A 22606-nucleotide genomic window follows, 5' to 3' on the forward strand; every position below is an offset into this window, starting at 1 on the left:
AATAATGAATATTAAACCAGGCTATTTAGGGGCGCTGTTATTACTGATTAGCGGTAGCAGCTGGGCGAGTTGTTCTTTTACTCAGGGCGGTGTTGGGCCTGGACCTTTTACCATACCAGCGTTGGTGGTAAGCCAGGATGCGACGCCTGGTACGATACTTTATAGTCAAGAACTGGTTGGTTCTGCGATTAAATTGAAATGTACGGGAGTTGCTCCTATTTATAAAGGATACAGGTATCTGAGCACCCGTTGGGAAAATAGTGTTGGACTGTCAGCTGTTTATAAAACTAACGTTCCCGGCATCGGTATTCAGGCAAAATGGAACAACACCGGGAGATCGCTTGCTACAGACGGTAACTATATCCTCTCTTATTTTGAAGCTAAGGATATGACAGAAGATTATGAATATACTATTTCACCCCGAATAGGTATTAGGATTGTTGTCATCGGGCCCATTGAAAGCGGCACTATTGATGCCAGCCGTTTGTTGGCCGAATGGGTATATGACAACCAGACGGTAGCACAACTCACCTTTAACCCTGTGAGCGTAAACGTGCAGGCTAACACCTGTAACCTTGTTGAGAAAAATATTTCCGTACCGCTTAAACAGATCACAACGGGTGAATTTAACAACGGTTATTCAGACGTTGTCTCAGATGATGCCTTCAAAATTCAGCTTGATGCCTGTAAAGCCGATATACAGGTTGATTATCGGTTTACGACCTCAGGGTCGACGGGGGTAACCAGCGGTAACATTCTTAGTATTGCTAGCGGAACGGACGCCGCCGAAGGCGTAGGAATTCAAATCCTTGATAACAATAACAACGTTCTCCAGTTTGATACGGATTATACCGCTGCCTCGAAAACGACAGAGAATCAGGCCATCACCATTCCTCTTCAGGCGCGTTATGTCAAAATGGGGACGGTCAAAGCCGGGCAGGTAGATGCCGTCGCGACGTTTGAAGTTTATTATCGCTAAACGTTAATGACCTGCCAAATTTGGCAGGTCATTACCCAATTCCATCATCTTTCTATATCCCTTCTCCCAATCTGGTTATTTCTTAACCCCTTAGTTTTAGTAGGGGCGCGTATTGCTTGCGCTCGCAACAGCGTTTCGAATATCATACTCTCGTTATAAGAATAATTCTCGTTTACGTTATCATTCACTTTCATCAGAGAAATACCAATGGCGCGTATTAAAACTGCTCAGCCAAATTCCTCGCTGCGTAAAATTGCAGTTGTGGTAGCCACAGCGGTTAGCGGCATGTCTGTCTATGCACAGGCGGCGGTTCAACCGAAAGAAGAAACCATCACCGTAACCGCAGCGCCTGCTCCGCAGGAAAGTGCATGGGGGCCTTCGCCGACGATTGCCGCGAAGCGTTCCGCCACCGCCACCAAAACTGATACGCCTATCGAAAAGACGCCGCAGTCTGTTTCGGTAGTGACGCGTGAAGAGATGGATACCAAACAGCCGGCTTCAGTGAAACAAGCGATTGCTTACACACCCGGTGTTTTTGCCACGCGTGGTAGCTCCAGCACCTATGATGTGGTGACGATTCGTGGTTTCACATCTCCTACTACCGTTAATACCAATCAGTATCTGGACGGTATGAAACTGCAGGGTAATAACTACTCTGAAGTTTCCATGGACCCGTATTTTCTGGAACGCGTCGAAGTGATGCGTGGGCCAACTTCTGTGCTGTACGGCAACAGCAACCCTGGCGGTATTGTCAGCATGGTGAGCAAGCGTCCGACCACAGAACCACTGAAAGAAATTCAGTTTAAAATGGGATCGAATAACCTCTGGCAAACCGGTTTTGATTTCAGCGATGCTATCGATGATGACGGCGTCTGGTCATATCGTTTAACGGGGTTAGGCAACAGTCAGAACTCTCAGCAGGAGATGTCAAAATCAACGCGTTACGCCGTTGCTCCTGCGTTTAGCTGGCGTCCGGATGACAAAACAGATTTCACTTTCCTGAGTAATTTCCAGAACGATCCGTACGCGGGCTACTATGGCTGGTTGCCGCGTGAAGGTACGCTTGTTCCGTATTACGATGCGAATGGCAATCCGCATAAGCTGCCAACTGATTTCAATGAAGGCGAAGACGACAACAAGATGGCGCGCCGCCAGCAAATGGTGGGTTACAACTTCTCGCATGCCTTTAACGATACCTTTACCGTGCGTCAGAACCTGCGTTATGACCGGGTGAAAACGCTCTACCGTTCCGTTTATGGCTACGGCTACATTGCTCCTGGCAAGATTAATCGTCAGTACGTGCGTTCAGATGAAGATCTCAGTGCGTTTACCGTCGATACACAGCTTCAGTCTGCTTTTGCCACCGGTGAGGTCGAACATACTCTGCTGACCGGCGTTGATTATTCGCGCATGCGTAACGACGTGAATGCGCTGTACGGCTCCGCCGATCCACTGGATATGAATAACCCGCAGTATGGCAATCCGAATATTGATGTCAGCGGACCGTATGCGAAGTACGCCGTACTTAACCGCATGGAGCAGACCGGACTTTACGCTCAGGACCAGATGGAATGGGATAAGTGGGTGCTGACTTTAGGTGGCCGTTATGATTACGCGACAACCTCGACGCTGACCCGATCCAGTAATACGCTGGCCGAAGTCAACGATCAGCAGTTCACCTGGCGAGGTGGAATTAACTACCTGTTTGATAACGGTATTTCACCATACTTCAGCTACAGTGAATCGTTTGAACCAACCTCTGGTTCCACAAAAGAAGGGAAGCCGTTCGATCCCTCGCGCGGTAAACAGTACGAAGCTGGCGTAAAATATGTGCCGAAGGATATGCCTGTCGTGCTGACGGCGGCGGTATATCAGCTGACGAAAGACAAAAACCTGACGGCAGATCCGAACGACCCTACGGGGCTGTATAGCGTTCAGAGCGGTGAAATTCGTTCTCGTGGTATTGAGCTGGAGGCGAAAGCCGCGGTCAACGCCAACGTTAACGTCACGGCGGCTTACAGTTATACCGATGCGGAATACACTGAGGACACCCTGTTTAAAGGTAAGCGCCCGGCAGAAGTTCCGCGTAACCAGGCCTCTTTGTGGACCGATTATACATTCTATGAAACGGCGCTCAGCGGTCTGACACTCGGGGCAGGCGTGCGTTACACCGGTTCAACGGTCAGCTACTACAAAAATGATGTGGCGAAGAAAAATGATTCGTTTAACGTCGGTGGCTATACCGTTGTCGACGCGATGGTGAAATACGATCTGGCTCGTTTTGGCATGGCGGGTTCGTCTGTCGCAGTGAACGTAAACAACCTGTTTAATCGTGAATACGTTTCCAGTTGCTACAGTGAATACGCATGTTACTGGGGCGCAGAACGTCAGGTCGTTGCAACCGCAACCTTCCGTTTCTAATTTCTCTTTGGGCACGCTTTGCGTGCCCGTTTTACAAGTTGGCTGCTATGCAGGAAAACAGATCCCATCCCGATACCACTTTTGCGTTGCGTAATGTCTCCTTTCGTGTGCCTGGGCGCACGCTTTTGCATCCACTCTCGTTAACGTTTCCCGTAGGAAAAGTGACCGGTCTTATCGGCCACAACGGTTCCGGAAAATCGACGTTATTGAAAATGCTGGGACGTCATCAGCCGCCGTCAGAAGGCGAGATCCTGCTCGACGAACAGCCGCTGGAGAACTGGAGCAGTAAAGCGTTTGCCCGCAAGGTCGCCTATTTGCCGCAGCAGTTGCCGCAGGCAGAAGGGATGACCGTTCGCGAACTGGTAGCGATTGGCCGCTATCCGTGGCACGGCGCGCTGGGACGTTTTGGCGTGGCCGACAGAGAGAAAGTAGAAGAAGCCATTTCGTTGGTGGGCTTAAAACCCCTGGCGCATCGTCTGGTCGATAGCCTGTCCGGCGGCGAGCGTCAGCGTGCGTGGATCGCCATGCTGGTGGCGCAGGACAGCCGCTGCCTGCTGCTTGACGAACCGACCTCTGCGCTGGATATCGCTCATCAGGTTGACGTACTGGCGCTGGTGCATCGCTTAAGTCAGGAGCGCGGCTTGACGGTGGTTGCCGTACTGCACGATATCAATATGGCGGCCCGCTACTGCGATTATTTAGTTGCGCTGCGCGGCGGTGAAATGATTGCTCAGGGAACGCCTGCGGAACTGATGCGCAGCGAAACGCTGGAACAAATTTACGGTATCCCGATGGGCATTTTGCCGCATCCGGCCGGTGCCGCACCCGTGAGTTTTGTCTATTAATGATCGGATTACCACATATTACCCGTCGGCGGCTGCTGACGGCGATGGCGCTGTCGCCGCTGCTGTGGCGGATGAATACGGCTAACGCGGCGGCGATTGATCCGCAACGTATTGTGGCGCTGGAATGGCTGCCGGTAGAGCTGTTGCTGGCGCTGGGCATCGTGCCGTATGGCATTGCGGATATCCCTAACTACAAACTGTGGGTCAATGAACCTCCATTGCCGGACTCGGTGATTGACGTCGGGCTACGTACGGAACCCAATCTCGAACTACTGACCGAAATGAAACCCTCGTTTTTGGTATGGTCGGCTGGTTATGGCCCCGCCCCCGAAAAACTGGCGCGAATTGCGCCTGGTCGGGGATTTAACTTCAGCGATGGCAAAAAGCCGCTGGCGGTTGCGCGTCAGTCGCTGCAGGAAATGGCGCAATTGCTGAATTTGCCAGCTTCTGCTGAACGTCATCTGACTGAATACGATCGTTTTATCGCCAGCCTGAAACCGCGCTTTATCCAACGAGGCGCGCGCCCCGTGCTCCTGACGTCCCTGCTTGATTCGCGGCATATGCTGGTGTTTGGCCCGAACAGCCTGTTCCAGGAGGTGCTGGACGAATATGGGATCCCCAACGCCTGGCAGGGAGAAACCAACTTCTGGGGCAGCACAGCCGTGAGTATTGACCGGCTTGCAGCCTATAAGGACGTTGATGTGCTGTGCTTTGATCACGGCAACAACAGAGAAATGGATGCGCTGATGTCTACGCCGTTATGGCAGGCGATGCCGTTTGTCCGTGACGGACGTTTTCAGCGCGTGCCTGCCGTCTGGTTTTATGGTGCAACGCTGTCCGCGATGCATTTTGCCCGCATCCTGGATAATGCACTGGGAGGCAAAGCGTGAGTAAACGAATTGCGCTGTTCCCAACGCTTCTTCTGGCGGTTCTGTTCGTCGCTGCCTGCTGGCTCACCTGGGTTAACTTCTCTGTGGCGCTACCGCGCAGCCAGTGGCAACAGGCCATCTGGTCACCGGATATCGATGCCATTGAGCAGATGGTTTTCCACTACAGCCTGCTGCCGAGGCTGGCGATTTCGCTATTAGTTGGCGCCGGGCTGGGGTTGGTCGGCGTGTTGTTCCAGCAGGTGCTGCGTAACCCGCTGGCGGAGCCAACCACGCTGGGGGTCGCAACCGGGGCGCAGTTAGGTATTACGGTCACGACGCTGTGGGTGATTCCGGGGGCGCTGACCGCGCAATTTGCGGCGCTGGCAGGGGCCTGTATCGTTGGCGCGCTGGTGTTTGGCGTTGCCTGGGGCAAACGTCTTTCCCCCGTGACGCTAATCCTTGCCGGTCTGGTGGTCAGCCTGTACTGCGGGGCGATTAACCAGTTACTGGTACTTTTCCATCACGATCAGCTGCAAAGCATGTTTTTGTGGAGCAGTGGCTCGCTGACGCAAACCGACTGGAGCGGCGTTCAGCGTTTGTGGCCGCAACTGCTGGGCGGCGTGATGTTGACGCTGCTGTTATTACGCCCAATGACGCTGATGGGACTGGATGACGGCGTGGCACGCAACCTTGGGCTGGCGCTATCGCTGGCGCGTCTGGCGGCACTGACGCTGGCGATTGTCATCAGCGCCTTGCTGGTTAACGCTGTCGGAATTATCGGTTTTATCGGCCTGTTTGCCCCGCTGCTGGCAAAAATGCTCGGCGCCCGGCGCTTACTGGCGCGTCTGATGTTGGCCCCGCTGATCGGCGCGCTGATCCTCTGGCTCTCCGATCAAATCATTCTGTGGCTAACCCGCATCTGGATGGAAGTCTCCACCGGTTCGGTGACGGCGCTGGTTGGCGCGCCGCTGCTGCTGTGGCTGCTGCCGCGCCTTAAGAGCATGAGCGCACCGGATATGAATGCCAGCAACCGCATCGCCGCTGAGCGTCAAAATGTCCTGATGTTTGCGCTGGCGGGCGGCGCAATTTTACTGCTGACGGTCGTGGTGGCACTGTCGTTCGGACGTGATGCGCACGGCTGGACATGGGCCAGCGGATCGATGCTGGATGAACTGATGCCCTGGCGCTGGCCGCGTATTCTGGCGGCGCTGATTGCCGGGGTGATGCTGGCGGTGGCGGGTTGCATTATTCAGCGTCTGACCGGAAATCCAATGGCCAGCCCGGAAGTCCTCGGTATTAGTTCCGGCGCGGCATTTGGCGTGGTGTTAATGCTGTTTCTGGTGCCCGGCAATGCCTTTGGCTGGCTGCTCCCCGCCGGGAGCCTCGGAGCGGCGGTCACTCTGCTTATCATCATGGTTGCCGCCGGGCGCGGCGGTTTTTCGCCGCACCGCATGCTGCTGGCAGGGATGGCGCTCAGTACGGCGTTTACAATGCTACTAATGATGCTGCAGGCCAGCGGCGATCCGCGCATGGCGGGCGTGTTGACCTGGATCTCCGGTTCAACCTATAACGCGACTGGCGAGCAGGTATTGCATACCGGGATAGTGATGGTTTTCTTGCTGGCGTTGACGCCGCTGTGTCGTCGTTGGTTGACGATTTTACCGCTGGGAGGCGATACGGCGCGGGCGGTCGGTCTGGCGTTGACGCCGTCACGCGTGGGGTTACTGCTGTTGGCGGCGGGATTAACGGCGACAGCAACCATGACGATTGGGCCGTTGAGCTTTGTCGGGCTGATGGCGCCGCATATTGCTCGCATGATGGGTTTTCGCCGGGCGATGCCCCATATGCTGATTTCGGCGCTGGCGGGAGGCGTGCTGTTGGTCTTTGCCGATTGGTGCGGCAGAATGGTGCTGTTTCCGTATCAGATCCCGGCGGGATTACTGTCGACGTTTATCGGCGCGCCGTACTTTATCTATCTGCTGAGAAAGCAGAGCCGCTGAGGCTGATTCTTTTCATGTAGGCCGGATAAGACGCTTTGCGTCGCCATCCGGCAATAAAAAAGCCGGGTGGTGGCTTCGCCTTACCCGGCCTACTATGTTTCTGTACGTTCTCTTTTACAGTTTCGCAAACACCCGACGCGCGGCATCGATGGTGTTATTGATATCTTCTTCGCTGTGCGCCACAGACATAAAGCCCGCTTCGAAGGCAGACGGTGCCAGGTAAATCCCTTCATCCAGCATCATGTGGAAGAACTGCTTAAAGCGTTCAACGTCGCATGCCATCACATCCTGATAGCAGGTCACGGTTTCTGCATCGGTGAAGAAAATCCCGAACATCCCGCCCACATGGTTAACCACCAGAGGAATGTTCGCTTCTTCGGCGGCTTCCAGCAGACCTTCCGCCAGATGCGTTGTCAGTTCATTCAGCGTTTCATGAATACCCGGTTGGGCCACTTCGTTCAGACAAGCAAAACCCGCCGCCATTGCAATCGGGTTACCGGACAGCGTACCCGCCTGGTAAACCGGACCGGTCGGCGCAAGGGCATCCATCACATCACGACGGCCACCGAATGCGCCAACGGGCATCCCGCCGCCGATGATTTTACCCAGGCAGGTCAGGTCCGGAACGACGCCGTAATAATCCTGCGCACCGGCCAGCGCCACGCGGAAACCGGTCATCACTTCATCGATGATCAACAGCGCGCCAAACTCATCGCACAGCGCACGCAGGCCTGGCAGGAATTCCGGCAACGGTGGAATGCAGTTCATGTTGCCGGCGACCGGCTCAACGATGATACAGGCGATCTCCTGCGGATATTGCTCAAACGCCGCACGCACTGAAGCGAGATCGTTGTAGGTGCAGGTCAGGGTGTGTTTCGCGAAATCAGCGGGTACGCCAGGGGAGTTCGGCTGGCCCAGCGTTAACGCGCCGGAACCGGCTTTGACCAGCAGGCAGTCAGCATGGCCGTGGTAGCAGCCTTCAAATTTGATGATCTTATCGCGACCGGTGAAACCGCGCGCCAGACGGATGGCGCTCATCGTCGCTTCCGTACCGGAGTTCACCATGCGCACCATGTCCATGGTCGGTACGAGTTCAGTGACCAGCTCCGCCATTTTCACTTCCATCTCGGTTGGCGCGCCGAAGCTTAAACCGCGCTCTGCCGCTTCAATCACTGCGTTACGGATTGCCGGATGGTTATGGCCCAGCACCATCGGTCCCCAGGAACCGACGTAGTCGACATAGGCTTTACCATCGACATCATACAGATACGCGCCGTCCGCTTTTTCGATAAACAGCGGAGTACCACCCACGCCAGTAAAGGCGCGAACGGGGGAGTTAACGCCGCCAGGGATAAGTTCGCGTGCTGCGCTGTAGAGATTTTCAGACTTACTCATGGATGGGGTCCTGGTTCGTAGAAAAAGTAAATGCCCGCTATTCTAGTTATTCAGAGAAGGTTATGAAAGTTTTACGCAATTGAAACAATGCGATTTGCAGGGGATTTTCGTGAAATGTGCGAGTAGAATGCCGATTCCGTATTTGTATTACCAATTAATGATCATCTGATGAAGACTGACACTCCCTCTTTTGAAGCACAACAAATTGTGCGTTTACGCCGCAGGGATCAAATCCGTCGACTCCTGGAACGAGACAAAACGCCGTTGGCGATCCTCTTGATGGCCGCGGTAGTGGGGACCGTGACGGGACTAGTGGGCGTGGCGTTTGAGAAAGCGGTGACCTGGGTGCAGAATCAGCGCATCGGCGCGTTGGCTCAGGTTGCGGACCATGCCATTTTGCTGTGGCCGCTGGCGTTTATCCTCTCCGCATTGCTGGCGATGGTCGGCTATTTTCTGGTGCGTAAATTTGCGCCGGAAGCGGGCGGTTCGGGGATCCCAGAGATTGAAGGCGCTTTGGAGGAATTGCGACCTGTGCGCTGGTGGCGCGTTCTGCCGGTGAAATTTATCGGCGGTATGGGCACGCTGGGCGCTGGGATGGTGCTCGGGCGAGAAGGGCCGACCGTGCAGATTGGCGGCAACATTGGGCGTATGGTGCTGGATATTTTTCGTATGCGCAGCGCCGAAGCGCGGCATACTCTGCTGGCTACCGGTGCCGCTGCGGGCCTGTCGGCGGCGTTCAATGCCCCTCTGGCGGGGATCCTGTTCATTATTGAAGAGATGCGTCCGCAGTTTCGCTATAACCTCGTGTCGATCAAAGCCGTGTTTACCGGCGTCATCATGTCGAGCATTGTGTTTCGCGTTTTCAATGGTGAAGCTCCGATTATTGAAGTTGGCAAGCTCTCCAATGCGCCGGTGAATACGCTGTGGCTGTATCTGGTGCTGGGGATTGTTTTTGGCTGCGTCGGACCGTTGTTTAATACCATGGTGTTGCGTACCCAGGATATGTTCCAGCGTTTCCACGGTGGTGAGATTAAAAAATGGGTGCTCATGGGCGGCGCGATTGGCGGCTTGTGCGGGATCCTCGGATTAATTAAACCTGAAGCAGCGGGTGGTGGGTTTAACCTGATCCCGATTGCTGCGGCGGGCAATTTTAGCGTCGGTCTGCTGCTGTTTATTTTTATTGCCCGGGTGATTACCACGCTGCTGTGCTTCTCGTCCGGCGCGCCTGGCGGGATTTTTGCCCCGATGCTGGCGTTGGGTACGCTGCTTGGTACCGCGTTCGGTATGGCCGCAGCGGCCTCTTTTCCGCAGTATCATCTGGAGGCCGGAACTTTTGCCATTGCCGGAATGGGGGCTTTGTTGGCGGCTTCGGTAAGGGCGCCGCTCACCGGTATTGTGCTGGTGCTGGAGATGACCGATAACTATCAGCTCATTTTGCCAATGATTATTACCTGTCTTGGCGCAACACTATTAGCCCAATTTATGGGCGGAAAGCCGCTATACTCGACTATCCTTGCCCGCACGCTGGCAAAACAGGAAGCGGAGCAGGCGGCAAAAAGTCAGGGGACTACCGCTGGCGAGAATACTTGAACGAAATACCAGGGTATTAGATAATGGCTTTAACCATTGGGTTATAATTTGCCCAATTGCCAATGTCGTTTGGAGCAAAATATGAGTGATGACGTAGCGCTGCCACTGCAATTTACTGAAGCAGCAGCCAATAAAGTAAAAAGCCTGATCGCTGATGAAGATAACCCGAATCTGAAATTACGCGTGTATATCACCGGCGGTGGTTGCAGCGGTTTCCAGTATGGTTTCACCTTTGATGATCAGGTGAACGATGGTGATATGACCATTGAGAAACAAGGTGTTGGTCTGGTGGTTGATCCGATGAGCCTGCAATATCTGGTGGGTGGTTCGGTTGACTATACCGAAGGTCTGGAAGGTTCCCGCTTCGTTGTGACTAACCCGAATGCAAAAAGCACCTGCGGGTGTGGTTCTTCTTTCAGCATCTGATTGCTGTCTGTAATACTGATGGTCTGATGTTGTAGGCCCGGTAAGTGTAGCGCCACCGGGCAATGTGCCGGATGGCGGCGTAAACGCCTTATCCGGCCTACATGTTCTGTATCGTCATATCAACGCCCGTTATCATCCAGCGCAAACGTCGGCAATTTCAAATGCCAGCGAATGGCGGCCAGCCGAATCAGCAGGGTGACAATCATCCCCATCATACTGGCGTTTTCCAGTGAAACATCAAAGGTATAAAACGCGGTCGCATGTACGATCCCGCCGATAATACAGGCTGTAGCGTAGATTTCGGTGCGCAAAATCATCGGCACTTCACGGGCTAATACGTCACGAATGATCCCACCGCCAACGCCGGTAATCACGCCCATACAAATCGCCACCAGAGGCCCTGTTCCGGCAATAAAAGCTTTGTTGACGCCAATACCCACGAATACCGCCAGACCAACGGCATCCAGCACCGGCAGGATCCACTTCGGCAACCGTCGGGGCTGACGCACCAGCAGGATCGTCAGCATGCTGGTGATCATCGCCACCACCAGATCGGTAGGATCCTTAACCCAAAAAACCGGTCCGTTATCCAGCGCCATATCGCGGATCGTGCCGCCACCGACGGCTGTTACCACGCCTAAGACCAGAACGCCGAAGGGATCCATACGCAGTTTTCCGGCAAGCAATACGCCAGAGATAGCAAATACCGCGGTACCGACAATATCCAGCCAATAGACGAGCATGTTTAAATCCTCACAACAAACCTGGTGGGGGCAGGCGCTAATTTACCTGTGAAAGCGCATTGCAGAGTTGTTTTGCGGCGAGGATAATACGCGGGCTCGCACGTTCGAACCAATCACTATTAAGGGTAATAACCGGGATTTTAAGCTGATTTCCCCAATATTGCTCAATTTTCAGCGTTTCGCCGGAACCACCGGTGGCAACGATAGCCTGCGGCGCTCTTGCCAGGACCTGTTCACGGCTAACCTGCGGCCATGGAACCCGACTGCCGGCAAAAATGTTTTCTCCGCCGCATACCTCAAGAACCTCATGCTGAATGGAGCCTTTTCCACTGGTAAACAGAGGATTCGCCCCAAACTGCAGAAACACGCGTTTTTTCGGTTTGTTGGCATACTGAGATTTTAGTAAAGCGTATTCATCAAGCAATGTTTTTGCCGCCTGTTTGGCCTGCTCTGGCCTGGGGCTCCATGGCGCCAATTGGCGTAGCGCATCGGCGACCTGCTCAATGGTAACGGCATCCACCCAAATGACTTTAATGCCCAGCGCGGTTAGCTGATTAACCTGCCGCTCAGCATTTCCTCCGCGCCAGGCGACGACCAAATCCGGTTTCAGCGCCACAATGCGTTCCAGATTCATGCCTTGCCAGGTTGAGACCTCTTCAATATTTTGGGCCTCGGGCGGGTAATTGGAGTAGCTGCTGACGCCAACGGGCGTAATGCCTGCGGCAAAGGCGAGTTCAGTATTGGCAGGAGAAAGCGTAACAACACGCGGTGCGGCGTAAAGGAACGCCGGAAGAGTGAAAAGCAGGGCGACCAGCGCCCTGGAGAGTAATTTAGCCATGCGCCAGTTTCTGTACCAGCGTTTCAACCATCAGGCTTGACTGCTTCGCGGCGACCACCAGGAACTCGTCAAAGCTGAGATGGGACTGCTGATCGGCGACGTCAGAAATGGCGCGAACCACGACGAACGGCACGTTAAAATTGTGGCAAACATGCGCAATCGCGGTTGCTTCCATCTCAACGGCAATCGCCTGCGGGAAGTTATGCTTAATTTTAGCCAGGCCGACAGAGCCATTAATGAAGGCATCTCCGCTGACGATAAGCCCACGGACGGCATTCAGATTCAGTTCAGCAATGCAGGCTTCTGCTGCAGCAATCAGCGCAGGATCGGCTTTGAAACCCGCCGGGCAACCCGGTAGCTGACCAAATTCATAGCCAAATGCCGTGACGTCGGCATCGTGATAGCGCGCTTCATCAGAAACCACGATATCGCCGACTTTCAGCGTAGAGGCCAGGCCGCCCGCTGAACCGGTATTAATGATGGCGTCCGGCTTGCAGCGTTCAAGCAGCAACGTAGCGCCCAGTGCCGCAGCGACTTTACCGATGCCTGATTTCAGTAGCGCAACCTCAGTACCATTCAGTTGGCCGGTGTAAATTTCACAACCGCCGAGAGCGATGGTCTGACGGTTTTCGATTTTGTCACGCAGTAGCGTAACTTCTTCTTCCATTGCACCAATGATGCCGATTTTCATAGATTTACTCGCGATAAGCCAGATTTGAGGGCATAGTCTATCATGCGCTTACGGGGTAGCGCATTTCTCAGGCGGGAGAGGACATGGCACAGATCGATTTCCGAAAAAAAATAAACTGGCATCGTCGTTACCGTTCGCCGCAGGGCGTGAAGACTGAGCACGAGATCCTGCGTATTTTCGAAAGCGATCGTGGGCGCATTATCAATTCTCCGGCAATTCGCCGACTGCAACAAAAGACCCAGGTCTTTCCGTTGGAACGTAATGCGGCGGTACGCACGCGTTTGACGCACTCAATGGAAGTTCAGCAGGTTGGTCGCTATATCGCGAAAGAGATCCTTAGCCGACTCAAAGAGCAAAAGTTGCTGGAGCAGTATGGTCTGGATGAACTGACGGGACCGTTTGAGAGTATTGTTGAAATGTCCTGCCTGATGCATGACATTGGCAATCCGCCGTTTGGTCACTTTGGTGAAGCGGCGATTAATGACTGGTTCCGCCAGCGACTGTACCCCGCAGATGCGGAAAGTCAGCCACTCAGCGATGACCGTTGCCTGGTGGCGGCATTACGTTTGCGCGAGGGCGAAGAGTCGCTGAATGATATTCGCCGTAAAGTGCGACAGGACCTGTGCCATTTTGAGGGTAATGCGCAAGGGATTCGTCTGGTACATACCCTGATGCGTATGAATCTTACCTGGGCGCAGGTTGGCGGTATTTTGAAATATACCCGCCCGGCGTGGTGGCGCGGCAATGCGCCCGCAACACACAACTATTTAATGAAGAAACCGGGCTATTATCTTTCCGAAGAATCGTATATTGAGAGATTACGTAAAGAATTATCATTAGCGCCTTACAGTCGCTTTCCATTAACCTGGATTATGGAAGCTGCTGATGATATCTCTTATTGCGTGGCCGATCTGGAAGATGCCGTTGAGAAAAGAATCTTTAGCGTCGAACAACTTTATCAGCATCTGTATGCGGCGTGGGGACACCACGAAAAAGGTTCCCTGTTCAGTCTGGTGGTAGAGAACGCCTGGGAGAAATCACGTTCAAATACATTAAGCCGGAGTACCGAAGATCAGTTCTTTATGTATTTACGCGTTAATACATTGAATAAACTGGTGCCGTACGCTGCCCAGCGATTTATCGATAACTTGCCGCAGATTTTCGAGGGATGTTTTAATCACGCGCTGTTAGAAGATGCCAGTAGCTTCAGCCAGTTGCTGGGCGTCTATAAAAATGTGGCGATAAAACATGTCTTTAGCCACCCAGACGTAGAGCAACTGGAGTTACAAGGCTATCGGGTGATAAGCGGGCTGCTGGAAATCTATCAACCGTTATTAAAAATGACTCAGTCAGATTTTACGGAACTGGTCGAAAATGAAAGAGTAAAACGTTTTCCTATCGAGTCCCGGTTATTTCAGAAGTTGTCTACTCGCCATCGCCTTGCTTATGTTGAGGCGGTCAGTAAAATATCGGCTAGTTGCGCCGAGTTTCCTGTTCTGGAATATTATTACCGCTGCCGTTTGATTCAGGATTATATCAGCGGGATGACAGATTTATATGCCTGGGATGAATATCGTCGGTTGATGGCAGTAGAACAATAAATAATCATTTGTAAAGATCGACAATAAAATTTTACTTTTTCCTTAAACTTAAATCTGGAACTTAGCGCTATAAAACGACTCTGACGTATACAGCAATTTTGCGTTACCTGTTAATCGAGAACGAAACACATGAAAAAAACCACATTAGCAATGAGTGCACTGGCTCTGAGTTTAGGTTTGGCGTTGTCCCCCTTGTCTGCAACAGCGGCTGAAACGGCGTCTTCAGCAACGACCGCCCAACAGATGCCAAGCCTGGCCCCGATGCTTGAAAAAGTGATGCCATCGGTGGTGAGTATTAACGTCGAGGGGAGCACGACGGTGAATACGCCGCGCATGCCGCGTAATTTCCAGCAGTTCTTCGGTGATAATTCCCCGTTCTGCCAGGACGGTTCTCCGTTCCAGAGTTCCCCGTTCTGCCAGGGCGGCGCACCGGGCGCTGACAACGGCGGCGGCCAGCAGCAAAAATTTATGGCGCTGGGCTCTGGCGTAATTATTGATGCTGCGAAAGGGTATGTTGTGACCAACAACCACGTGGTGGATAACGCCACGGTAATTAAGGTTCAACTAAGCGATGGCCGTAAGTTTGACGCGAAGATCGTGGGTAAAGATCCGCGCTCCGATATCGCGTTGATCCAGATCCAGGATCCGAAAAACCTGACGGCAATTAAGCTGGCGGATTCCGACGCGCTGCGCGTGGGTGATTACACCGTGGCAATTGGCAACCCGTTTGGCCTCGGTGAGACCGTGACCTCCGGTATCGTTTCTGCGCTGGGTCGTAGCGGCCTGAATGCGGAAAACTACGAGAACTTTATCCAGACGGATGCTGCGATCAACCGGGGCAACTCCGGTGGCGCACTGGTCAACCTGAACGGTGAGCTGATCGGGATTAACACCGCGATCCTCGCGCCGGACGGCGGTAATATCGGGATCGGTTTTGCAATCCCAAGCAACATGGTGAAAAACCTGACCTCGCAGATGGTTGAGTTCGGCCAGGTTAAACGTGGCGAGCTGGGCATCATGGGTACCGAGCTGAGCTCTGAGCTGGCGAAAGCGATGAAAGTTGACGCCCAGCGTGGCGCATTCGTCAGCCAGGTCATGCCGAACTCTTCCGCAGCGAAAGCGGGTATTAAAGCCGGGGATGTGATTACCTCCCTGAACGGTAAACCTATCAGCAGCTTTGCCGCACTGCGTGCGCAGGTGGGAACTATGCCGGTAGGCAGCAAAATTAACCTTGGCCTGCTGCGCGACGGTAAGCCTGTTACTGTGAATCTGGAACTGCAGCAGAGCAGCCAGACCCAGGTTGATTCCAGCTCTATCTTCAAAGGCATTGAAGGTGCTGATATGAGCAACAAGGGCCAGGACAAAGGGGTCGTGGTAAGCGACGTGAAACCGAATTCTCCGGCTGCACAGATTGGCCTGAAGAAAGGGGATGTGATTATCGGTGCTAACCAGCAACCGGTGAAAAATATCGCCGAACTGCGCAAAATTCTCGACAGCAAACCCGCTGTACTGGCGCTGAACATTCAGCGTGGCGACAGCTCCATCTATCTGTTGATGCAGTAATCTCCCTCAACCCCTTCCTGCACAGGAAGGGGTTTCTTTTTGTGATACCTCCCACAACTCCATACTTCTCTCTTCCGCTTTGTGCATTTGCACAATGTTGTCGCTTGTTATCTTCCTTATGCTTGAGCTCTGCTCACAGGAGGGTTTATGGCTGGCTGGCATCTTGATACCAAAATGGCGCAGGATATCGTGGCGCGTACCATGCGCATCATTGATACCAATATCAACGTAATGGATGCCCGTGGGCGGATAATCGGCAGCGGCGATCGCGAACGAATTGGTGAATTGCACGAAGGCGCGCTGCTGGTGCTTTCTCAGGGGCGGGTGGTCGATATTGACGATGCGGTCGCACGGCATTTACACGGTGTGCGACAGGGGATCAATCTGCCGCTGCGTCTTGACGGCGAAATCGTTGGCGTTATCGGTCTTACCGGCGAACCGGAACATCTGCGCAAATACGGCGAATTGGTATGTATGACCGCCGAAATGATGCTGGAACAGTCGCGTCTGATGCATCTTTTAGCCCAGGACAGCCGTCTGCGCGAAGAATTGGTGATGAACCTGATTCAGGCGGAAGAAAATACCCCAGCGCTAATGGAATGGGCGCAGCGTTTAGGCATCGATTTGAACCAGCCGCGCGTGGTAGCGGTAGTCGAAGTCGACAGCGGTCAGCTTGGTGTTGACAGCGCGATGGCTGAACTACAGCAATTACAGAATGCGTTGACCACGCCAGAGCGTAATAATCTGATTGCGATTGTTTCCCTGACTGAGATGGTGGTGCTGAAACCCGCGCTCAATCAGTTTGGCCGCTGGGATGCCGAAGATCATCGCAAGCGCGTTGAACAGCTCATTGCCCGGATGAAAGAGAACGGACAGCTGCGTTTTCGCGTCTCGCTCGGCAACTATTTTACCGGACCTGGCAGCATTGCCCGTTCGTATCGTACGGCGCGTACCACCATGATGGTCGGTAAGCAGCGGATGCCGGAAAGCCGAAGCTATTTCTATCAGGATCTGATGCTGCCGGTACTGCTGGACAGTCTGCGCGGCGGCTGGCAGGCCAATGAGCTGGCGCGTCCGTTGGTACGGTTAAAAGCAATGGATAACAACGGCTTGCTGCGTCGGACATTAGCGGCATGGTTTCGGCATAACGTTCAGCCGCTGGCGACCTCAAAAGCCTTGTTTATTCATCGCAATACGTTGGAGTATCGCCTGAATCGTATTTCAGAACTGACCGGGCTGGATTTGGGGAATTTTGACGACAGGCTGCTGCTGTATGTGGCGTTGCAGTTAGATGAGCAGCATTGATTGCCTGATGGTGCGACGCTTATCAGGCAAAATGCCGGGTGGCGGCTTCGCCTTACCCGGCCTACGAATACATCCACTCGCGGTTATTTACGCGTCAGTTTTTCCAGATCGGCTTCAATTTCGCTGATCTTGTTGGTCACGACGCTTTCCAGATGACGTAAATCATCGAGGATCTTACGTTTAAGATCGACTTCGCTGCGATCGCGCTGGCAGATCTGATCCAGTTCATCGATCACATAGCGCAGGTTGGGGCTGATCTCCTGCACTTCTTTATAACCCTGGCCGACGCCATCGGCGACAACCGTTTTACGCTGGCGGGGATATTTGAACTTCACGCTCTTGGCAAAAAACTCGCCTTTATCCTTCTGGAAATAGATTTTCAGGATATCGTTGTTGGCTTCTTGCCGCAGGCTGTAACGATCGATCTCTTCAGGATTAGTAATGCCCAGACTTTTCAGATTGTCATACATAGCGGTACCCTTAAGCTCACTATAACCATTGAATAATTAACGAAAAGCCTTGTTTACGCCACTCGCAGATGTAAAAAAAGCGGGCTTAGCCCGCTTTTTCAAATTGCTGTCAGTCGATGGTGCGTAACAGTTCGTTGATTCCCACTTTGCCACGCGTTTTGGCATCAACCTTCTTCACTATCACCGCGCAGTACAGGCTGTATTTGCCATCTTTCGACGGCAGGTTGCCGGAGACGACAACGGAGCCCGCCGGAACGCGGCCATAATGTACTTCGCCCGTTTCGCGATCGTAAATACGGGTGCTCTGGCCGATGTACACGCCCATGGAGATAACGGATCCTTCTTCGACGATCACGCCTTCTACGACTTCAGAACGCGCGCCGATGAAGCAGTTGTCTTCAATGATGGTCGGGTTAGCCTGTAACGGCTCCAGTACGCCGCCAATGCCAACGCCGCCGGACAAGTGTACGTTTTTACCGATTTGCGCACAGGACCCGACTGTCGCCCAGGTATCAACCATCGTACCTTCATCAACATAAGCGCCGATGTTCACGTAAGACGGCATCAGTACGGTGTTACGGGCGATAAACGCGCCCTGACGTACTGCCGCAGGCGGCACCACGCGGAAACCTTCTTTCTGAAAACGCGCTTCGTCATAGTCGGCGAATTTCATCGGCACTTTATCGAAGTAACGGCTTTCCGCACCATCGATAACCTGATTATCGTTAATACGAAAAGAGAGCAGGACCGCTTTTTTCAGCCACTGATGCGTGACCCACTGACCCTCAATCTTTTCTGCGACGCGCAGAGCACCGGAATCCAGTAAAGAAATAACCTGATTCACCGCTTCGCGGGTTACGGTATCCACATTTGCCGGAGTAATGTCGGCACGGCGCTCGAAAGCGGATTCAATAACGTTCTGTAACTGCTGCATTGTTAAACTCTTTCCATAATAAATAAAAACATCACCCTTTATCGTTTGGATTGAGGGCCTCTGTCAACCGTTGATGCACTTCCTGCTGCAGCTCATTATTAAGGGCGCGCCGGTCGGCGGTGGCGATTATGAATAAATCTTCTACTCGCTCGCCAATTGTTGTAATTCGGGCGCCATGCAGCGAAATTCCCAGATCGGCAAAAATCTGCCCGACCCGCGCCAGCAGTCCTGGCTGGTCGAGAGCGATAAGCTCGAGGAATGATTTTCGATCGGTATGGGTCGGCAGAAAAGTCACTTCGGTATCGACGGTAAAATGGCGTAATTTTGCCGGCTGGCGACGCGGTTGCGGCGGTTGCCAGCTACGCTGAGTGATCGCCTGTTCCAGCCCGAAGCGGATCGCTTCGTGTCGGTCTGACGACAGCGGGCTACCGTCCGGCTCCAGCACAATGAACGTATCCATCGCCATTCCATCGCGGGTGGTGAAAATCTGCGCATCGTGGACGCTCAGATTACGCCGGTCCAGCTCGGCGCAAACGGCGGCAAACAGATACGGGCGATCCGGACTCCAGATAAAGATTTCCGTTCCTCCACGCGTTGCCTGTGGGCTAAGCAGAATGAGCGGCTCTTTGAGGTCATGTTGTAAGAGATGACGCGCATGCCAGGCCAGTTGATTTGGACTGTGGCGCACGAAATAGTTTGCCCGACAGCGTGACCAGATATGGTGTAGCGCTTCTTCATCAATGTTATCCATCCGCAATAACGCCAGCGCCTGAAGCTGATGGTGACGCACGCGCTCGCGCATATCCGGCGTGTTTTGCATCCCACGACGTAGCTGTTTTTCCGTGGCAAAGTACAGCTCGCGCAGCAGGCTTTGCTTCCAGCTATTCCACAGCGTTTCGTTGGTGGCGCAAATATCCGCGACGGTCAGGCACACCAAAAAGCGCAGGCGGTGTTCCGTTTGCACTTCTTCGGCGAATTGCTTAATCACTTCGGGATCCTGAATATCGCGACGTTGAGCGGTTACTGACATCAGTAAATGCTGGCGCACCAGCCACACGATCAGCTGTGTTTCGCGGGAGTTCAGGCCGTGCAGTTCGGCGAATTTGAGTACGTCCTGAGCACCGAGAACCGAATGATCGCCACCGCGGCCTTTGGCGATATCATGGAACAAAGCGGCAATCAGAATCAGCTCCGGCTGCCGCAGGCGCGGCCACAGATCCACACACAGCGGATGGCGCTGGCGGGTCTCTTCGTTGGCAAAACTTTCCAGCTTGAGCATCACGCGGATGGTGTGTTCATCTACCGTATAGGCATGAAACAGGTCAAACTGCATTTGGCCGACGATATGCGACCATTGCGGCATATAGGCCCACAATACGCTGTGGCGATGCATCGGCAGCAGGCCGCGGCTCACCGCGCCCGGATGGCGTAACATGCTGAGAAACAGCGAGCGCGCTTCCGGGATGTAGCATAACGGCTGCGTTAAATGACGGCGGGCATGGCGCAGATGGCGCAGCGTGGTGGAGTAAATCCCGCTGATTGCGCTGTTACGCACCATGATGTAAAACATCCGCAATATCGCTTCGGGTTTACGGATAAACAGGTCATCGCTGCGCAGATCAATCAAGGAGCCACGCAGTTGAAAGTCGTCATCAATCGGACGCGGCTTTTCGTCGGCGGGCATGGCGAGGATCGCCTCGTCGAACAGCTGCAACAGCATGTGGTTCAGTTCGCTGACCCGTCGCGTAACGCGGAAATAGTCTTTCATCATCCGCTCGATTGGCTCGTTGCCCTCACCGCCGTAGTTTAGCCGTTGGGCTACGCTGAGCTGACGATCAAACAGCAGGCGGTTATCGTAACGACTCACGATCAGGTGCAGAGCAAAGCGTATGCGCCACAGGATATGCAAGCATTCATTCAGCTCGGCACGCTCCGCCAGCGTCAAAAAACCAAAACCAACCATTTCATCCAGCGACGTGGCGCCAAAATGGCGGCGGGCGACCCATTGTAGAGTGTGGATGTCGCGCAGGCCGCCGGGGCTGCTTTTGATATCGGGTTCCAGATTGTAGCTGGTGCCATGATAACGCTGGTGACGTTGATTTTGCTCTTCCACTTTGGCGGCGTAAAACTTATCGGACGGCCAGAAACCTTCGCTAAAAATATGCTTTTGTAGCTCGAGAAACAGCGCCACGTCGCCAATCAGCAGGCGTGTTTCTATCAGATTGGTGGCGACGGTTAAATCTGATAAACCTTCCAGCAGACACTCTTCCAGCGTACGCACGCTGTGGCCCACTTCCAGCCTCACGTCCCACAACAGCGTTAACAGCTCACCGACTTTTTCGGCCTGCGCGTCAGGGAGCTTTTTACGGCTGAGGATTAACAGGTCGATATCGGAAAGCGGGTGCAGTTCGCCACGCCCGTAACCCCCAACGGCAACCAGCGCCAGGTCGGCAATTTGGCCAAAACCGGCTTCAATCCACAGGCGCTGTAGCAACTGGTCAATAAATTCGGTACGGGCCTCAATGAGTTGTTCAGCGGAAATTCCGCTGTCGAACGCTTCGCCTAACCAGCGCTGGAACGTGTCGATATGCGCTTTAATGCCGGCGCAGTTGAGATCGTGCTGTGGCCAGGTTCCGGGGTTTTGCGGTTGGCCAGGCAGGGTGGGGAGGGCTGTATTTGCGTGCTGTTCAGGAAGAGTATTCATTATGCGCCACCCATTAAAAAGCCGGATGATGGCGTGAACGCCTTATCCGGCCTACGTATTTACTCTTCATCCTTCAAGTTGCTTCTACGTTGGCTGCGCTCGTTCACTCCAGTCACGTACTTATGTACGCTCCTGAAGATTCACTCTCTTGCCGCCTTGAGGCAACTCGAATGATTTTGAGTAAAGGGGTAATTTGTAGGCCTGATAAGATGCGAATGCATCGCCATCAGGCAAAACATTATTCGTCGTGAGTGATGATCGCCGGGATGGTGTCATCCTTGCGTAACGTCAGGATCTCACAGCCGTTTTCCGTCACCACAATAGTATGCTCGTACTGAGCAGACAAGCTGCGGTCTTTGGTTTTCACCGTCCAGCCGTCTTTCATGGTGCGGATGCGGTAATCACCGGCATTCAGCATCGGTTCTACGGTGAAGGTCATGCCCGGCTGCAGTACCACGCCGCCGTCGTCTGCATCGTAGTGCAGAACCTGAGGCTCCTCGTGGAAGCCGCGACCGATACCGTGACCGCAGTATTCACGTACTACAGAGAAGCCTTCGCCTTCCGCGTATTTCTGAATCGCAGCGCCCAACGTGCGCAGGCGAATGCCCGGTTTAACCATCCGCAGCGCCAGATACAGGCTTTCTTGCGTTACACGGCACAGACGTTCGCCCAGAATGGTGGGTTTGCCGACGATAAACATTTTGGAGGTATCGCCGTGGAATTCGTCTTTAATCACGGTCACGTCGATGTTAACGATATCACCATCTTTCAGGTGCTTAGCGTCGTCCGGGATCCCGTGGCACACCACTTCGTTAATCGAGATACACACGGATTTAGGGTAACCGTGGTAGCCCAGGCACGCGGAAATGGCCTGCTGCTCATTAACGATATAGTCATTACAGATGCGATCCAGTTCGCCGGTGCTGACGCCCGGTTTGATAAACGGTTCGATCATCTCCAGTACTTCTGCCGCCAGACGGCCAGCGACGCGCATTTTTTCGATTTCTTCAGGGGTCTTGATTGAGATAGCCATGAATTCTGTCCATCAGTGCCGATTATTTTCGGCAATAATTGTGTAAGTGCTGACAATGGTATCAGTCAGGGGTGTACCCTGCCAAATTGAGAATCATTCTGAACTTCGCCTTTCGTGCCACAGGTGCGTTGGCTACATTTTTTCACCTCAGTCACTTACTGGCCGTAAGCTCCCGGGGATTCAAAAATTTGCCGCCTGC

At 53.5% G+C, this 22606-nt stretch carries 18 protein-coding genes and 1 pseudogene; 11 read left to right on the top strand and 8 right to left on the bottom strand.

Annotated elements, in window-relative coordinates; genetic code table 11:
- Positions 1–4 precede the first annotated feature (4 nt).
- The 5 genes from FOB24_RS06125 to fhuB all read left to right on the top strand — a co-directional run bounded on the left by FOB24_RS06125 (position 5) and on the right by fhuB (position 7114).
- Positions 5–979, top strand: coding sequence for a fimbrial protein (locus FOB24_RS06125; RefSeq protein WP_150344668.1), 975 nt, complete (start codon positions 5–7; stop codon positions 977–979).
- A gap of 207 nt (positions 980–1186) precedes the next feature.
- Positions 1187–3400, top strand: coding sequence for a ferrichrome porin FhuA (gene fhuA / locus FOB24_RS06130; protein ID WP_150344669.1), 2214 nt, complete (start codon positions 1187–1189; stop codon positions 3398–3400).
- A gap of 47 nt (positions 3401–3447) precedes the next feature.
- Entirely contained in the window at positions 3448–4245 is a 798-nt protein-coding gene (gene fhuC, locus FOB24_RS06135) for a Fe3+-hydroxamate ABC transporter ATP-binding protein FhuC (protein ID WP_038637358.1), read from the top strand.
- Entirely contained in the window at positions 4245–5135 is an 891-nt protein-coding gene (gene fhuD / locus FOB24_RS06140; protein WP_150344670.1) for a Fe(3+)-hydroxamate ABC transporter substrate-binding protein FhuD, read from the top strand. Before fhuC ends, fhuD begins: the two co-directional genes overlap by 1 nt.
- The gene (fhuB, locus tag FOB24_RS06145) at positions 5132–7114 is read left to right on the top strand and encodes a Fe(3+)-hydroxamate ABC transporter permease FhuB (RefSeq protein WP_069324028.1); all 1983 of its coding nucleotides are present in this window, start codon (positions 5132–5134) and stop codon (positions 7112–7114) included. Before fhuD ends, fhuB begins: the two co-directional genes overlap by 4 nt.
- 114 nt (positions 7115–7228) lie before the next feature.
- On the opposite strand, the gene hemL is transcribed toward fhuB, so the two are convergent.
- Positions 7229–8509 (bottom strand): glutamate-1-semialdehyde 2,1-aminomutase, encoded by a 1281-nt coding sequence (hemL, locus tag FOB24_RS06150; RefSeq protein WP_069324027.1) that lies wholly within the window; start codon positions 8507–8509, stop codon positions 7229–7231.
- A gap of 168 nt (positions 8510–8677) precedes the next feature.
- Here hemL and clcA point away from each other — a divergent pair, with 168 nt between their 5' ends.
- The 3 genes and pseudogenes from clcA (at position 8678) to erpA (ending at position 10525) form a co-directional block, all read left to right on the top strand.
- Positions 8678–10099 carry a H(+)/Cl(-) exchange transporter ClcA gene (gene clcA, locus FOB24_RS06155; RefSeq protein ID WP_038637374.1) on the top strand — a complete coding sequence of 474 codons (1422 nt, stop codon included), beginning with the start codon at positions 8678–8680 and terminating at the stop codon, positions 10097–10099.
- 23 nt (positions 10100–10122) lie between these two features.
- Positions 10123–10188 (top strand): annotated as a pseudogene (yadW, locus tag FOB24_RS24410) (small protein YadW).
- Complete coding sequence (erpA, locus tag FOB24_RS06160; protein ID WP_006686771.1) at positions 10181–10525, top strand: iron-sulfur cluster insertion protein ErpA; 345 nt, start codon at positions 10181–10183, stop codon at positions 10523–10525. The pseudogene yadW and the gene erpA overlap by 8 nt, the downstream one beginning before the upstream one ends.
- A gap of 119 nt (positions 10526–10644) precedes the next feature.
- Here erpA and FOB24_RS06165 read toward each other — a convergent pair whose 3' ends face one another.
- From FOB24_RS06165 to mtnN, 3 genes are read right to left on the bottom strand one after another with little or no spacing between them, the layout of a single operon-like run.
- Positions 10645–11268 carry a TRIC cation channel family protein gene (locus FOB24_RS06165; RefSeq protein ID WP_038637378.1) on the bottom strand — a complete coding sequence of 208 codons (624 nt, stop codon included), beginning with the start codon at positions 11266–11268 and terminating at the stop codon, positions 10645–10647.
- A gap of 37 nt (positions 11269–11305) precedes the next feature.
- Positions 11306–12106 (bottom strand): vitamin B12 ABC transporter substrate-binding protein BtuF, encoded by an 801-nt coding sequence (gene btuF, locus FOB24_RS06170; RefSeq protein ID WP_150344671.1) that lies wholly within the window; start codon positions 12104–12106, stop codon positions 11306–11308.
- Positions 12099–12797, bottom strand: a complete 699-nt coding sequence (gene mtnN / locus FOB24_RS06175) for a 5'-methylthioadenosine/S-adenosylhomocysteine nucleosidase (RefSeq protein WP_038637386.1) — start codon at positions 12795–12797, stop codon at positions 12099–12101. Before mtnN ends, btuF begins: the two co-directional genes overlap by 8 nt.
- Before the next feature lie 83 nt (positions 12798–12880).
- On the opposite strand from mtnN, the gene dgt reads away from it, so the two are divergent.
- The 3 genes from dgt to cdaR all read left to right on the top strand — a co-directional run bounded on the left by dgt (position 12881) and on the right by cdaR (position 17266).
- Positions 12881–14398 (top strand): dGTPase, encoded by a 1518-nt coding sequence (gene dgt / locus FOB24_RS06180; RefSeq protein WP_069324023.1) that lies wholly within the window; start codon positions 12881–12883, stop codon positions 14396–14398.
- Between the two features lie 129 nt (positions 14399–14527).
- Positions 14528–15961: a serine endoprotease DegP gene (degP, locus tag FOB24_RS06185; protein ID WP_005132129.1), complete on the top strand. Its 1434-nt coding sequence runs from the start codon at positions 14528–14530 to the stop codon at positions 15959–15961.
- A 147-nt stretch (positions 15962–16108) separates the two neighbouring features.
- Entirely contained in the window at positions 16109–17266 is a 1158-nt protein-coding gene (gene cdaR / locus FOB24_RS06190; RefSeq protein WP_038637395.1) for a DNA-binding transcriptional regulator CdaR, read from the top strand.
- Between the two features lie 83 nt (positions 17267–17349).
- On the opposite strand, the gene FOB24_RS06195 is transcribed toward cdaR, so the two are convergent.
- The 4 genes from FOB24_RS06195 to map all read right to left on the bottom strand — a co-directional run bounded on the left by FOB24_RS06195 (position 17350) and on the right by map (position 22407).
- On the bottom strand, positions 17350–17736 hold the full coding sequence (locus FOB24_RS06195; RefSeq protein ID WP_003018562.1) for a DUF3461 family protein: 387 nt from the start codon (positions 17734–17736) through the stop codon (positions 17350–17352).
- A gap of 109 nt (positions 17737–17845) precedes the next feature.
- The gene (dapD, locus tag FOB24_RS06200; protein WP_006686779.1) at positions 17846–18670 is read right to left on the bottom strand and encodes a 2,3,4,5-tetrahydropyridine-2,6-dicarboxylate N-succinyltransferase; all 825 of its coding nucleotides are present in this window, start codon (positions 18668–18670) and stop codon (positions 17846–17848) included.
- Positions 18671–18701: 31 nt separating this feature from the next.
- On the bottom strand, positions 18702–21374 hold the full coding sequence (gene glnD / locus FOB24_RS06205) for a bifunctional uridylyltransferase/uridylyl-removing protein GlnD (RefSeq protein WP_085048277.1): 2673 nt from the start codon (positions 21372–21374) through the stop codon (positions 18702–18704).
- 238 nt (positions 21375–21612) lie between these two features.
- Positions 21613–22407, bottom strand: a complete 795-nt coding sequence (gene map, locus FOB24_RS06210) for a type I methionyl aminopeptidase (protein ID WP_038637400.1) — start codon at positions 22405–22407, stop codon at positions 21613–21615.
- Positions 22408–22606 lie beyond the last annotated feature (199 nt).

It is taken from the genome of Citrobacter werkmanii (assembly GCF_008693645.1).
Taxonomy (GTDB): Bacteria; Pseudomonadota; Gammaproteobacteria; order Enterobacterales; family Enterobacteriaceae; genus Citrobacter; species Citrobacter werkmanii.

Excerpts from the sequence above, each read along its gene's own strand:
- fhuC (WP_038637358.1), top strand. The coding sequence starts at position 3,448 with ATGCAGGAAAACAGATCCCATCCCGATACCACTTTTGCGTTGCGTAAT.
- erpA (WP_006686771.1), top strand. The coding sequence starts at position 10,181 with ATGAGTGATGACGTAGCGCTGCCACTGCAATTTACTGAAGCAGCAGCC.
- dgt (WP_069324023.1), top strand. The coding sequence starts at position 12,881 with ATGGCACAGATCGATTTCCGAAAAAAAATAAACTGGCATCGTCGTTAC.
- FOB24_RS06125 (WP_150344668.1), top strand. The coding sequence starts at position 5 with ATGAATATTAAACCAGGCTATTTAGGGGCGCTGTTATTACTGATTAGC.
- btuF (WP_150344671.1), bottom strand. The coding sequence starts at position 12,106 with ATGGCTAAATTACTCTCCAGGGCGCTGGTCGCCCTGCTTTTCACTCTT.
- hemL (WP_069324027.1), bottom strand. The coding sequence starts at position 8,509 with ATGAGTAAGTCTGAAAATCTCTACAGCGCAGCACGCGAACTTATCCCT.
- FOB24_RS06165 (WP_038637378.1), bottom strand. The coding sequence starts at position 11,268 with ATGCTCGTCTATTGGCTGGATATTGTCGGTACCGCGGTATTTGCTATC.
- map (WP_038637400.1), bottom strand. The coding sequence starts at position 22,407 with ATGGCTATCTCAATCAAGACCCCTGAAGAAATCGAAAAAATGCGCGTC.
- FOB24_RS06195 (WP_003018562.1), bottom strand. The coding sequence starts at position 17,736 with ATGTATGACAATCTGAAAAGTCTGGGCATTACTAATCCTGAAGAGATC.
- dapD (WP_006686779.1), bottom strand. The coding sequence starts at position 18,670 with ATGCAGCAGTTACAGAACGTTATTGAATCCGCTTTCGAGCGCCGTGCC.
- glnD (WP_085048277.1), bottom strand. The coding sequence starts at position 21,374 with ATGAATACTCTTCCTGAACAGCACGCAAATACAGCCCTCCCCACCCTG.
- degP (WP_005132129.1), top strand. The coding sequence starts at position 14,528 with ATGAAAAAAACCACATTAGCAATGAGTGCACTGGCTCTGAGTTTAGGT.
- cdaR (WP_038637395.1), top strand. The coding sequence starts at position 16,109 with ATGGCTGGCTGGCATCTTGATACCAAAATGGCGCAGGATATCGTGGCG.
- clcA (WP_038637374.1), top strand. The coding sequence starts at position 8,678 with ATGAAGACTGACACTCCCTCTTTTGAAGCACAACAAATTGTGCGTTTA.
- mtnN (WP_038637386.1), bottom strand. The coding sequence starts at position 12,797 with ATGAAAATCGGCATCATTGGTGCAATGGAAGAAGAAGTTACGCTACTG.
- fhuA (WP_150344669.1), top strand. The coding sequence starts at position 1,187 with ATGGCGCGTATTAAAACTGCTCAGCCAAATTCCTCGCTGCGTAAAATT.
- fhuD (WP_150344670.1), top strand. The coding sequence starts at position 4,245 with ATGATCGGATTACCACATATTACCCGTCGGCGGCTGCTGACGGCGATG.